A 12,265-nucleotide genomic window follows, 5' to 3' on the forward strand; every position below is an offset into this window, starting at 1 on the left:
CGTCTGGGGCGATGGTGGAGCAAGTGTCCTGAAGAGGCCCATCATTTGCGTGTTCGAATGAATGCGTAGCGTATGGTGGTGGCGAATTCCGGTGTGGTTCGTACCGCACCAGACGTTGACTCTGGGGGGAGATCGCGTTGGCGGACGTCAAGGTTGTTCCGCAGGAGCTGCATGCGTCGGCACAGGTGGCGAAGGGCCTCGCCGAAGAACTCGGCAAACCCGTTCAGGCCGCGCTGACCTCGGCTTCTACGACAGGTGGTCAGCTCGCCGGTTGGTCGATCTGCGGCGGGCTCGGGTAGTTGGGGAGCAGTTGGAGTGCGCCGCTCGCGGCGCTTCAGCAGCGGATCGTGGCCACGGGGACCAATCTGGACGCGAACGCCGACGCCCACAGCCACAACGAGCAGGCGGTGACCGGCGCCTGGAGCCAGCAGGGGGCGAAGCAGTGAGCGGCCTCTACGAGCTGTTGGTGAGGTTCGACCCGCAAGGGCTGCGTGACGTGGCGAAGAACTGGAAGGCGCTGGCGCACACCGCGGAGACCGTGGGCTCGCGCCATCGCAACCAGGTGAACGGGCCTCTGCACCAGTACTGGGAGGGCGCCGACGCCCGGGCGGCGTTCCCGTTCATGGCGGGCACCGAGCAGCAACTGGACGTGGTCCGGGTGGAGGCGGAGGCGGTCGCGCTGACGCTGAACACGGTCGCCGACCGGATGTACCAGGCGCGCACGAACCTGACGAACGCGGTGCACCGCGCGCAGGACTGCGGACTGACGGTCTCGGCCGACGGGACGGTCGGCCTTGCGCCGGAGCTCCCGGAGGACCGCAACGACCCGGACGCCCAGGCCGCGCGCCGCAACCTCATGGGCCTCAAGGCCGGGTACCAGACGCGGATCGACCAGGCGCTGAAGGACGCCCGGACGGCGAGCGACCAGGGCAACACCGCCCTCGGGCGCTTGAGCGGGGACATCCTGACCGGCCAACGGGCGAACGGCGCCGTCGCCGAGACGCGCACCGACGCCGCGGACGTGATGAAGGACCTCGGCCTGGTGGAGTCCTACATCCCGGACGGCAAGGACCCGCACAAGAACGCCGAGTGGTGGAAGGGCCTCGCACCAGACCAGCAGGAGACCTACCTCGCCCTGAACGCGGCCAGGATCGGGAACCTGGACGGCCTGCCGGCCACCGTCCGGGACGAGGCCAACCGGCTCGTGCTCGACCAGAAACTCGACGCCCTGCAGGCCGGTACTCCAGCCTCGTTCGGCCTCGACCAGGCGGCGTACGACAAGCGCAAGGCCGCACTGGCCGAGATCAAGAAGAAGCTTGAGGACACCGCCGACGCGAAGGACGAGCAACACCAGATGTTCCTCCTGGGCATCGACCCCGAGGCCTACGGCGGAGACGGGCGCGCCATCGTCTCGACCGGCAACCCGGACAAGGCCACCCACACTTCGGTCTTCGTTCCCGGGACCAACACCGAGCTGCCGGGTGTTCCCGGGCAGATCGACCACATTCGCCGGCTTCAACTCTCGGCTGGCAAGTACACGACGACAGGCGAAACCGTCGCCGTGATCTCCTACCTCGGCTACGACACGCCGGAGAGCATCCCGAAGGCGTCGAACCCCATGCGCGGCCTCGACGCCGCCGACGACATGCGCCGCTTCTCCGACGGGCTCAGGGTGGCGCACGGCGAGCCGAGGACCCATCTCAGCTACATCGCCCACAGTTACGGCAGTTTCGCCGTCGGCGTCGCCGACAGCGAGAAGGGCGGTCTGCAGGCCGACGACATCGTGACTCTCGGCAGCCCGGGCATGGGCGTTCTGAACGCGGACCAGCTGACAGTCAATCCGGACCACCTCTGGGTCGGGGAAGCCACCGACGACCCCACCCGCCTGGTCGGCGGGTTCTCCCTGGGCCCCAGCCCGCACATCGTGGGATTCGGAGGGCACAACATCAACATCGACACCTCGGGGCACGGCGGCTACTGGCAGGACGGCTCGCAGAGCGTGATCAACCAGGGCAGGATCATCGCCGGCCAGAAACCCAGCACGACCCCCAAGGAAGACCCGTTCTGGGGCTCGATCCCCCACTGAGCCCCCGCCTGGGAGAACCCATGACCCGCCCGCCCACCCGCCCATCCGCCACGGCACTGAAGTACCTCGTGGCGGCGACCCTGACAGTCTCAAGTCTTGGAGCCTGCATGGCGAACCCCAGCTCGGGCAAGGACGCCCCCCTGCCGGTCAAGTCCCGCGACGACGCACTCGCCTGGGCGCGACAGATCACCGAGCACCTGGCCCAGACCGCCGGAATCCAGATCAACGCCGAACCGGCTGCCCGGCTCTTCACCCCCTGCGTCGGACGAAACGGAGAATCCGCGCCCGACGACCGCTACATCCTCGACTACGCAGTCCACAGCGACGTCCCCAACACCCAGCACAACGACGTGGTCCGCGAGGTCAGGGACCTCCTCACGAAGGAAGGGCTGAAGATCTCCGACTACCAGGAGACGCCCGCCACCCAGCCGAACTCGATCGTCACCGCACGCCATCCCGAGAGCCGGTACGTCGTCGACGTCTCCAGCACCGCCGGGGACAACCGCATGGTCCTGGGCGTCACCACCCCCTGCCTGAAACCCCCCACCGGACCGGTCGCACCCGCCTCGAACTCGTGAGGGATCGCTCCCAACACGCTTTCCAATTCTCCCGAACGCTGTCCGCCAGCGTTCATACCAGTCCTGACCTGCGGCGGGGCGAACCGCAGAGCAGCGGCTGGACGGGGGTGAACGAGACCAAAGTCGGACTTCTCCGCTCTCCGTGATGGCAAGCCCGCCATAGGCGTCGATGATCAGTGCCGGCACGGGGCCTCGCTCGCCCACCAGCAAGGCGGGCTCGACCTCGAAGAAGATCTTATTGGGGTTGGGGGCGGTCGAGGTCTCGTATGCCGCCGAGCCGCCACACCTTGGGTGGACCAGGGCGGGCCACTTGATCCTCTTCTCGTGGTTGAGAATACTGACGAGATTGGCGGGGCTATTGCGACCAATGGGCTCGCCGCAGCTTCGGCAACTCTCCAGCTTCGTCGAGAGGCGCCGCAAAATCGCCTGCAGATCTACGCCTTTAAATGCGTCTCGTACAGGCTGGTAGGCGTGAATCTTGCGAGGCATGGCTCTCCCTATTCCGGTCCTGCTGGGGTGCCGGTCGTCGGCGTTGGCGGCGAACCAGCGTGGTGCAATGCTCGGCGCGTCGCCGCTCTGCGAGTCATAACCAGGTCTAAGGTCGGCGCAGCGGCCGGCGGAGGGTCGCAGGATGAGACGAGGCCGCCCGGCTGGCCAGGTTGTCATCCCGGGTGCAGGGCGCCCACTCCGCCTTACGTTCCTCGTTCTCAGCACCGATGCGCTGACAGGGATTCTCCTTTTGCTGGCCGGGCAGCACGAAGGATTCGTCATGTCCCACTCCACCGCGCGCGTGCGGGGAATCCAGCGCAGCGCCTTCACCGGCGAGCACCCCATCACGGCCCGCACGGGTCTGGGCCGCGGCTCGATCGGCCTGGACGAGTGCAGTCCTGCTCAGGCACATCTACGCGCGCTGTTGGCGTTCGGCTGGTTCAACCAGGGCATTCTTGCCGCACCGGGTTTTGACTGGTGGCTCGGGTCCACCCTCAACTACGGCACCGTGATTTCTCCTCGGTACGACCACCTCGTCCTCATCGTGTCTGCGGCCCCCAACGTCGCGGACCAGCTCGCAGCCAGCCCGTCGTGGTCCGGAATCCCTGGCTTGCGGTTGGAACGCACTGTGGGATGGAAGACCGTCCTGCTGCGGCACCTGCCTACTGGGGCCAGTTTGGAAATCACCGAGCTGAGTCAACCCAAAGCCCCTCGGCAGACAGGTGATGTGTTGCGCCTCCAGCGACTGCGCTCGGTGGAGCAACCGGTCACGCGCGAAGAGCAGGACAAGCTGGACACTCTCCCGCAGATGACTGTGGCGGCACGACGGCTGCTGGCCGCTGTCGCCATCCGCTCTACACTTCGTGACCCGGAAGGCAGCTGGCACGTGCACTGGTGCCACAACACCCTGAAGCGTCCTCGTGGGCGCAACGATCGGGCAGAACGACGGTTGTGGGGTAGTGGCAACCTATGGTGCCTGGAGTGGATGTCCTACCCGTACCCGTCCGACCTCATCGCGGCAATGAGCCACCCCGTGGCCGGACTCGCAGGCATCGACATCCAACAGGACGGTTCCTCCTGGGTATTGACCTACGAAGGCGCACAACTCCGCCTTTACGACAGGGAAGCACCGCTGTGGTGACCTCGTCGGTCTCGGCGACAACGCAGGACGAGGCGACGCCCTTTCGATGAAGCCGCAGGAAAGCTCGACATGTCCTGCTGGCCATGGGTCGTCGGTGTCCCAGGGGTGGTGAAGGCGCTCGTCGTTGTCGTGGGGGCTGACGATGGTGATGAGGGGCATGGAGCCGGCCGCCATGGAGGTCTTGGCCCGGCCGGGCATCGCCGCACTCGGGGGCGACGATGCCGGAGGTCAGGTAGCCGGGCTCGGTGTCGAAGGTGCCGTGGGCGATGACGCCGCCGGGGACGGTGCCGTCGGCGGTCATCAGGTCCAGGCACTCGCGCAGGTGGTCGAGCGTGGTCGGGTTCCACGGCACGGTGAGGGTCACGGCTACTCCTGGTTGATCGTCAGGTCGGCACCGAGCGCGGCCAACTTCGGCAGGAGGCTGCCGTATCCGCGCCGCAGGTGGTACATCCCTCGGATCGTAGAGGTGCCCTCGGCCGCCAGGGCGGCGATCACGAGGGCGGTTGCCGCCCGGATGTCCTCGCCGGCCACGTCGGCGGCGGCAAGCGCGGACCGGCCCCGGACGGTGATCACCGATCCGCTCGCGTTGACGGTGGCGCCGAACGCGGCGAGGGCGGGCAGGTGGGTGTCGCGCTGGGTGTAGACCGTCCGCCCGGTCCTCGACCTCCCGGTCGAGCAGCGGAACTTCGGCATCGTCAGCAGTGCTCAGCGCGTCCACGCCGCGCTGAGCGCCGATGGCCGTCGCAACGGCATCGTGGGCGCCAACCTGCGTCAGGAGATCGAGGCCTTCACCGCCACGCCGACCTCGGTCCTCGCCCGGTGACCCACGGATAGGCTTCGCAGCCACGACCCCAGTCCACCCTTCCGGCCCCCGCCTGGCCCTGCGCGAGGTCGAACCCGACGACACCGACGCCCTCCTGGCCATCTACGGCGACCCCGAAGCCACCCGGCACCTCAGCTTCGAACCCCGTACCCTCGACCAAGTCCGGGCCATCACCACGCGCTCCATCGCCTCCGCGAACTCCACCCCGCGAACCGAGTACTGCCTCGCCATCACCCGGCTCGGCGAGCACCAGCTGATCGGCTACGCACGTCTGGCCACCGAGCCGCAGCAGGCCGCCACCATCGGCTTCGCCCTCCACTCGGCCGAGTGGGGCAAGGGCCTCGGCACGGAGACCGTCCACCTGCTGTGTGCCCTCGGCTTCAACGTCCTCGGCCTGCACCGCATCTGGGCAGCCCGCTCACCCCTCAACGAGGCATCCGCGCGCACCCTGCTGCGAGCCGGAATGACCGAGGACGGGCGGATCCGCGACCACGTTTTCGTCCACGGGGCCTGGCGCGACTCGATCACCTACTCGATCCTGGAGCAGGAGTGGTCGCCGAACGGCGTGCTGGGGGTCGCCGCCGATCACGAGGGCTGAGTTTCCGGGGATCTGTTCCTACGGGCCTGGCAGCGCAGCGCCTCCGCGACCTCCCCGCTGGCGCTTGGCCGACCACGTGTTGCAACGCCCCCTGGAAACCGCCGCCGGGGCAGGGCCTCCGCCATGGCTGGTCAGCCATGGCGGAGGGTAGAGATTCGAACACGTGCGGGATTGCTCCCAACACGCTTTCCAAGAGAGCGCGCTTGGCCTGCTGGCCCGGGCCGAGACCCGTACGGGGGTCCAGGGGCCCAGGTCAGTCCGCGCTGCCCACCAGGGTGGCTTCGAGCGCGTTGGCCGCCTCCAGCCGGGCCGGGTCGCCGGCGGCCTCGGCGAAGGTCCTGGCCTCGCGGGCGGCTTCGAGGGCGCGTGCGTGCTCGCCGAGCCTGGCCAGGGCCTGCGCCTGGCCGAGGGCGGTGATGGCCTGGAGCAGGGGGACACCGACCCGGGCGGCCACGGTGCGGGCTTCGGCGTAGGTGCGCTCGGCCTCCTGCGCGCGGCCGAGCGCCAGTAGCGACTGCCCCTGCTGGGAGAGCGCGTTGGTCCGGGTGAAGTCGCCGATGTGGGCGGCGGGCGCGGAGGCCGGGTCGGCGAGCAGGCCGAGGATGGCGTCGGTGGTGGCCACCGCGTCGGCGTAGTCGCCGCTGCCGGCCTGGGCGGAGGCCAGGGCCAGCAGGGCCTGCGGCCGCCCTTCGCGGTCGCCCGCCGCGGCGAACAGCTCGGCCGAGCGTCGGGCCCGGGAGACGGCTTCCCCGGACTCGCCCAGCCGGATGGCCGCGGCCGCCGCGTAGAAGTGCGCCCACGCCTCCTGGGTGGCGTCCCCGCCCCGGCGGGCGAGTTCGGCCGCCTGCTCCGCGATGGCGGAGGACTCGCGGGGCTGGTGCGAGCAGTAGTGCACCGCCCAGGCCAGGTAGTTGGCGTGGGTGGCCGCGAGGACGTCGTCGCCCAGCGCGTGCGCCGCCGTGCGGGACAGCCCGAAAACGGTGGGCCAGTGGCCCCAGTTGGTCCAGCGGTCGGAGAACCAGTGCATGGACTCCGCGGTCCGCACCACCTCGTCGTGGCGGCCGGCCGCGGCCGCGACGCGCAGCGCGGCCAGCCAGTTGGCGCTCTCGACCTCCAGCCAGGCCTGCGCGGCCCGGGCCGAGCCGAACCCGGCCGGCGCGGTCGCGCGGTCGGCCGGTGACGGGCCGGGTTGGAACCACTGACCGGCCGCCGCCGCGGTGTCGAGCAGCCAGCGGTGCAGCGCAGCCTCGGCGGCGGCGACCTCCTGCGGGTTCTCCTCCTCCTGGAGCCGCTCGCGCGCGTAGAGCCGCAGCAGGTCGTGGAAGAGCAGCCGGTCGCCAACGGTGTGGCCGAGCAGGCCCAGGTCGAGGAGCTCGTCGAGCATCTCCTCGACCACGTCCGGCCGCAGACCGGTGAGGGCGGCGCCCGCCCCCGTGTCGAAGTCCGCACCCGGGACGAGCGCCAGTCGGCGGAAGAGGCGGCGCACCGGCTCGGAGAGCTGTTCGTAGGAGAGCCGGAACGCCGAGCGGATGCGCAGATCCCCGGCGGTCAGGCGCTGCAGGCGCAGATCCTCGTCCCCGAGCCGCTCGGCGAGGCCGTCCGCGCTCCAGGCGGGCCGGCTGAGCAGCCGGTTCCCCGCGATGCGCAGCGCCAGTGGCAGGTGCCCGCACAGCTCGGCGATCCGCGCCAGCGCCGCCGGTTCGGACCCGTCCGTGCCGGTCGGCCCGCCCGCACCGGCCGCCTCGTCCTCGCGCTGCGCGAGGATCGCGCCGAGCAGCGCGGTGGCGGCGCCGACGGGCAGCGGCGCCAGGACGAGCCGCCGCGCGTGCTCGATCCCGGCGAGCGTGCGGCGGCTGGTCACCCAGACCCGGCCCTGACCCGGGCCCGGCAACAGGGCACGCACCTGGGCCTCGTGGGCGGCGTTGTCGAGGACGACGAGGGCCTGCCGCTCGCGCATCAGCCGGCGGTAGAGCCCGCGGCGCTCGTCGGTCTCGCCCGGCAGGTCGCGCTCGCGGACGCCCAGGGCCCGCAGCAGGCGGCCCAGGGCGTCGTGCGGGGCGACCGGTTCGGTGTCCAGGCCGCGCAGGTCGACGAAGAAGCAGCCGTCCGCGAACCGGTCGGCCAGCCGTGCCCCGGTGTGCACCACGAGTGCGGTCTTGCCCAGCCCGGGCGCGCCGGAGACGATCGAGACCGGTGGACCGGCCGGGGCGCCGGCAGTCCGGGCGAGCCAGCCGGTCTCGGCCTCGCGGCCGGTGAAGTCGGGTACTGCGGGCGGCAGGTCGCAGAGGCCGGGCGCCTCGGTGGCCGAATGCCGCCGCCGGCCCGCGCGGGCCGCGTCCAGCAGCGCCTCGGTGTCGGCCGGGCCGAGCCCGAGGGCGGTGGCGAGGGCCTGGACGGTCCGGGCCTGCGGGCCGCGACTGTGGCCGCGCTCCATGTCGCCGATGGCGCGGCCGCTGACCCCCGAACCCTCCGCCAGCTCCTCCAGGGTCAACCCGGCGTCGTGGCGGTGCGCGCGCAGCAGCGGCCCCAGGGCCGGAGGCTCCGGCTGGCTCATCTGACCCCCCGATAGGTGAGGAATCATCATACCGGTGGACGGCTCTGACCTGCGACGACCTGTGATGACCTGCTGCTTCCGGCCACTGGTCAGGCGGTGCCCCGCCCGGCTGCCACCCCGCGCCGCCGGAGTCGGGAGCGCCACCCCGCGCCGCCGGCCCGGGGGGCCGCGGGCGGGGCGGCGACCGGGGCCGGGCCGCGGCGCCGGGGCGGTCAGCCGACGGCGGCTCCGGCGGCCTCCGGGAGGAAGCCCGGCACGCGGGTGCCCAGCCCGCGCTCCCGTGCCTGCCGGTGGACGAGGCCGGCGAGGGCGAGGTCGAGCGCGCCGAGGCCGAACGGCGAGAAGACGGTGACGCCGTCCTCGGGCCGCCGGAAGGGCTCGTCGGCGCGGAGCACGGCGCCGAGCGAGGTGGTGATGAACTCCCGGTTGCCGACGCGCTGTTCGGCGAGGTGCAGGGAGGTCCCCTCGCGGCACACGTGGTCGGCGTCGTCGACCACGTTGACGGCGCCCAGGATGCTCTCGACGGTCAGGTCGCGCAGCGACACGTGCAGCACCAGGGTGCCGGGCCGGCAGGCCTCGGTGGTCAGGTGCGGGGTGGCGGCGGTGGTGGCCAGGCAGACCAGCCGGTGGGCGGCGAGCGCCGCCTCGGCGGTGTCGGCGACGGCGGTCTTGAGCTCGGGCCAGCGGGCCGCGCAGCGGTCGGCGAAGGCCTCCGCGCGGGAGCGGTCGAGGTCGAACACGGTGACGGCGCCCAGGTCGGGGAGGACGGCCCGGAGGAAGTTCAGGATCTCGAAGCCGATGACGCCGCAGCCGATCAGGGTGACGCCGGTCTCGGGGGTCTCGGAGCCCAGGACGGACGCGGCGAGCGCGGCGCTCGCCGCGGTGCGCCGCGCCGAGATCACCGAGCCCTCCAGCAGGGCTTCCGGGTGCCCGGTGGCCATGGAGTTGAGGATCACCGCGGCGGAGGCGCGTTCCAGGCCGGCGGCGGTGTTGCCGGGGAAGGACGAGATCCACTTGATGCCCGCCACCGGGACGTCCTCGCCGAGGTAGGCGGGCAGTCCGATGATCCGGTTGCGCGGCTCGTCGGGAAAGCGGAGGAACACCGAGTGCGGCAGGGCCGTGCGGCCCCGGTCGTGCAGGACGTAGGCGCGGCGGACGGCCGCGACGACCTCGCTCTCGGCACCGTCGAGGACCTGCCGGACCTCCCCGGCTCCCAGGATCAGCATGGTGCCACCTTCATCGAGTACTCCTTGTCCTTCCACAGGTGGGACACGTCGCCGAAGTGGCGGGCGACCCATTCGTCGTCGTAGATCGTGTCGAGGTAGCGCTCGCCGCGGTCGGGCAGGACGACGGCGCAGCGCGAGCCCGCGGGGATGCGGTCGGCCATCAGGTCGAGCGCCGCCACCAGCGCGCCGGACGAGCCGCCGGCCAGCACGGCCTCCCGGGCGGCGAGCCGCCGGCAGCCGACCACGCAGTCGAGGTCCGTCACGTGGACGACCTCGTCGGCGAGCCCGTCGCGGTAGAGCGCGGGCCGGACGGCCGCGCCGTGGCCGGGAATCAGCCGGGAGGTCGGGACGCCGCCGAAGATGGCGCTGCCCCTGGCGTCCACCGCGACGACGGTCACCGGCAGGCGCAGGTCGCGGACCAGTTCCGCGCAGCCGCGCAGGGTGCCGCACGAGCTCGTCGCGCAGAACAGGTAGTCGATCCCGCCGGGTACCGCGTCCAGGATCTCGCGCATCGTCCGTCGGTGCGCCTGCGGGTTCAGCGGGTTGGCGTACTGGTTGGGCCAGTAGGCGCCGGGGATGCGGGCGGTCAGTTCGCTGATCCGGCGGATCCGGACGGGCAGGTACTCGCCGGTCACCGGGTCGGTGTCGCGGACCACCTCGACCTCGGCGCCGAGCGCCCGCATGATGGCGATGTTCTGCCGGTTGGTGCGCGGGTCCACCACGCAGATGAACCGGAGGCCGTAGTAGGAGCAGACCTGGGCGAGCCCGATCCCGAGGTTGCCGGAGCTGGATTCGACGACCACCGAGCGGCCGGGCACCAGCGCGCCGGTGCGGATCCGCTCGCGGAGCATCTCCAGCGCCGACCTGTCCTTCATGCTGCCGCCGGGGTTGAAGGCCTCCAGCTTGGCGTAGGTGGTGAAGTGCCGGCCCGGGGCGAGCTTGGCGAGTTCGACCAGCGGGGTGCCGCCGATCGTGCCGAGTACGCCGGTCGGCCGGTCGTCAGGTCCCGGCATGATGGCCTCGCCCCGTCGGATCGGGGCGCGGCCCGAGCATGGTGCGGAACACGCTAGTTCCTCCTGTCAGCACTGGATCGAGGGGTTGTCCGGCGGCCGCCGGTCGGCTCGGGGGAGCGGCCCTGGGGTGGCAGGGGCGGCCGGGGGAGCAGTGGGAGCAGTGGGAGCGGGGGAGTCGGGGACGCCGTCGGGCTCACGGCGTCGCCGGGTCGGGCACGGTGCGTACCGTGCGGGCGACCGAGGCGGCGACGGCGAGCAGCACCATCCAGCCCGCCAGGGCCACCGCGGCGGTCCGCGCGCCGGCCGAGTCGAGCAGCAGGCCGCCGAGCAGCGAGCCGATCGGCAGAGCCCCGTTGGACAGCGTGCTCATCGCCGCGAGCACCCGCCCGCGCAGCCGGTCGGGCGTGATGCCCAGCTGGTAGCTGCCGAGCGCCACGTTCCACAGCGGCCCGACGAACCACATCGCCGCGTAGGCGGCGGCGAGCGTGAGCGGGTCGCGGCTGAGGGCGATCACGACCATCAGGACGGCCCAGGCCCAGTTCGCCGCGATCACCAGGGCGGTGAGCCCCAGGCGGCGGGCGAACCACGGTGCGGCCAGCGAGCCGAGCAGGCCGCCGGCGCCGGCGACCCCGACCATCAGGCCCACTCCGGCAGAGGAGGCGCCGACGTCGGTGGCCAGCACGATGGCGACCAGGAACAGGGCCCGGAACATCAGGTTGCTGCCGGCCACCAGCAGGGTCGTGGTGCGCAGGAAGGGGTGCTTCCAGAGCCACCGCAGCCCCTCGCGGACCTGCTCGCCCATGGTGCCGGTGCCGGTGGACCGCTCGGCCTCGAACTCCTTGCGGATGAACAGCAGGCCCGTCAGCGAGACCAGGTAGGTCAGCGCGTCGGCCACGAAGGGCACGGCCCGGCCGAGGCCGAACAGGAGGCCGCCGAGCGGGGTGCCGAGCATCACCGCGCCCCGCCCGCGCGCCTCGTTGCGGGACAGGGCCAGCGAGAGCTGGCTCGGCGCCACCACGTTGGGGACGGCCGCGTGCGCGGCGAGCCCGTGGAAGACGGTGAGCGCGCCCTCCGCGAAGCCCACCGCCAGCACCAGCGGGAGGCTGAGCACGTCGAGCGCCGACGAGACGGCGATGACCGCCGCGCCGAGCGCGCGCAGCGCGTCGCACCAGATCATCAGCCGCCGCCGCGGCCAGCGGTCCACCAGGGCGCCGGCCGGCAGTTGCAGCAGCAGGGCCGGCAGCAGCGCGACGAAGCCGGCCAGTCCGGCGTCGAAGGGCGAGCCGGTGAGGGCCAGGACCAGCAGGGGGTAGGCGATGGTGGTCGCCGTCGAGCCGAGCAGGGAGACGGCCGAGCCGCCCCACAGCAGCAGGAAGTCGCGGTTGCGGTGCAGCGGGACCACCGGCTCGGCGGTCGGGGCGGTCGGGTCCGGCGGGTCCGGCAGGTCGGGCGGGTCCGGCGGCCGCGCCTGGGCGTCCGCCGGTGCCCGCGTGTCGGGGCTGGTCATCTCTCACACACCTCGCGGGGCCCGGCCCGGCCGCTAGCCGGCCGCCCGCTCCATCTGGCGGCGCAGACTGAGCGGTCGCATGTCGGTCCAGACCGTGCCGATGTGCGTCAGGCAGTCGGCCCTGGTGCCCTCGGTGCCCTCCGCGTACCAGCCGAGCGGGAGCTCCCGGTCGGCGGGCCAGACGGAGTACTGCTCCTCGTCGTTGAGGACGACGCGGTAGGTGCGGTCGTCGGTCTCTTCCTCGGCCACG

General features: G+C 72.0%; 11 protein-coding genes. 5 read left to right on the top strand and 6 right to left on the bottom strand.

Features of this window, described 5'->3' with window-relative positions; all coding sequences use genetic code 11:
- Positions 1-137 precede the first annotated feature (137 nt).
- The 4 genes from ACFVYI_RS00595 to ACFVYI_RS00610 all read left to right on the top strand — a co-directional run bounded on the left by ACFVYI_RS00595 (position 138) and on the right by ACFVYI_RS00610 (position 4,294).
- Positions 138-299 (top strand): hypothetical protein, encoded by a 162-nt coding sequence (locus tag ACFVYI_RS00595; protein ID WP_387879838.1) that lies wholly within the window; start codon positions 138-140, stop codon positions 297-299.
- A 143-nt stretch (positions 300-442) separates the two neighbouring features.
- Positions 443-2,086 (top strand): alpha/beta hydrolase, encoded by a 1,644-nt coding sequence (locus tag ACFVYI_RS00600; RefSeq protein WP_387879841.1) that lies wholly within the window; start codon positions 443-445, stop codon positions 2,084-2,086.
- A gap of 107 nt (positions 2,087-2,193) precedes the next feature.
- Positions 2,194-2,664, top strand: a complete 471-nt coding sequence (locus ACFVYI_RS00605; protein ID WP_387879844.1) for a hypothetical protein — start codon at positions 2,194-2,196, stop codon at positions 2,662-2,664.
- Positions 2,665-3,433: 769 nt separating this feature from the next.
- A complete protein-coding gene (locus tag ACFVYI_RS00610) occupies positions 3,434-4,294 on the top strand; it encodes a hypothetical protein (RefSeq protein WP_387879846.1) in 861 nt (286 codons plus the stop codon).
- 366 nt (positions 4,295-4,660) lie between these two features.
- Here the strand turns inward: ACFVYI_RS00610 and ACFVYI_RS00615 are convergent, their stop codons facing one another.
- Positions 4,661-4,987: a hypothetical protein gene (locus tag ACFVYI_RS00615; protein WP_387879848.1), complete on the bottom strand. Its 327-nt coding sequence runs from the start codon at positions 4,985-4,987 to the stop codon at positions 4,661-4,663.
- Between the two features lie 41 nt (positions 4,988-5,028).
- On the opposite strand from ACFVYI_RS00615, the gene ACFVYI_RS00620 reads away from it, so the two are divergent.
- Positions 5,029-5,715 (top strand): GNAT family N-acetyltransferase, encoded by a 687-nt coding sequence (locus ACFVYI_RS00620; RefSeq protein WP_387879850.1) that lies wholly within the window; start codon positions 5,029-5,031, stop codon positions 5,713-5,715.
- Between the two features lie 253 nt (positions 5,716-5,968).
- On the opposite strand, the gene ACFVYI_RS00625 is transcribed toward ACFVYI_RS00620, so the two are convergent.
- The 5 genes from ACFVYI_RS00625 to ACFVYI_RS00645 form a co-directional block, all read right to left on the bottom strand.
- Positions 5,969-8,269, bottom strand: a complete 2,301-nt coding sequence (locus tag ACFVYI_RS00625) for an ATP-binding protein (RefSeq protein WP_387879852.1) — start codon at positions 8,267-8,269, stop codon at positions 5,969-5,971.
- Between the two features lie 212 nt (positions 8,270-8,481).
- Positions 8,482-9,495, bottom strand: a complete 1,014-nt coding sequence (gene sbnB / locus ACFVYI_RS00630; RefSeq protein ID WP_387879853.1) for a 2,3-diaminopropionate biosynthesis protein SbnB — start codon at positions 9,493-9,495, stop codon at positions 8,482-8,484.
- Positions 9,489-10,508, bottom strand: coding sequence for a 2,3-diaminopropionate biosynthesis protein SbnA (sbnA, locus tag ACFVYI_RS00635; RefSeq protein WP_387879855.1), 1,020 nt, complete (start codon positions 10,506-10,508; stop codon positions 9,489-9,491). The genes sbnB and sbnA overlap by 7 nt, the downstream gene beginning before the upstream one ends.
- Before the next feature lie 193 nt (positions 10,509-10,701).
- Positions 10,702-12,015: an MFS transporter gene (locus ACFVYI_RS00640; RefSeq protein WP_387879857.1), complete on the bottom strand. Its 1,314-nt coding sequence runs from the start codon at positions 12,013-12,015 to the stop codon at positions 10,702-10,704.
- Between the two features lie 33 nt (positions 12,016-12,048).
- Positions 12,049-12,264, bottom strand: a complete 216-nt coding sequence (locus ACFVYI_RS00645) for an MbtH family protein (protein WP_387879859.1) — start codon at positions 12,262-12,264, stop codon at positions 12,049-12,051.
- Between the last annotated feature and the right edge of the window lies 1 nt (position 12,265).

Source organism: Kitasatospora sp. NPDC058218, assembly GCF_042882445.1.
In the GTDB taxonomy this organism is placed as follows: Bacteria; Actinomycetota; Actinomycetes; order Streptomycetales; family Streptomycetaceae; genus Kitasatospora.

Coding starts and splice junctions, on each gene's coding strand:
- ACFVYI_RS00605 (WP_387879844.1), top strand. CDS start 2,194: ATGGCGAACCCCAGCTCGGGCAAGGACGCCCCCCTGCCGGTCAAGTCC.
- ACFVYI_RS00610 (WP_387879846.1), top strand. CDS start 3,434: ATGTCCCACTCCACCGCGCGCGTGCGGGGAATCCAGCGCAGCGCCTTC.
- ACFVYI_RS00615 (WP_387879848.1), bottom strand. CDS start 4,987: ATGCCGAAGTTCCGCTGCTCGACCGGGAGGTCGAGGACCGGGCGGACG.
- ACFVYI_RS00620 (WP_387879850.1), top strand. CDS start 5,029: ATGGCCGTCGCAACGGCATCGTGGGCGCCAACCTGCGTCAGGAGATCG.
- ACFVYI_RS00625 (WP_387879852.1), bottom strand. CDS start 8,269: ATGAGCCAGCCGGAGCCTCCGGCCCTGGGGCCGCTGCTGCGCGCGCAC.
- sbnB (WP_387879853.1), bottom strand. CDS start 9,495: ATGCTGATCCTGGGAGCCGGGGAGGTCCGGCAGGTCCTCGACGGTGCC.
- sbnA (WP_387879855.1), bottom strand. CDS start 10,508: ATGCCGGGACCTGACGACCGGCCGACCGGCGTACTCGGCACGATCGGC.
- ACFVYI_RS00640 (WP_387879857.1), bottom strand. CDS start 12,015: ATGACCAGCCCCGACACGCGGGCACCGGCGGACGCCCAGGCGCGGCCG.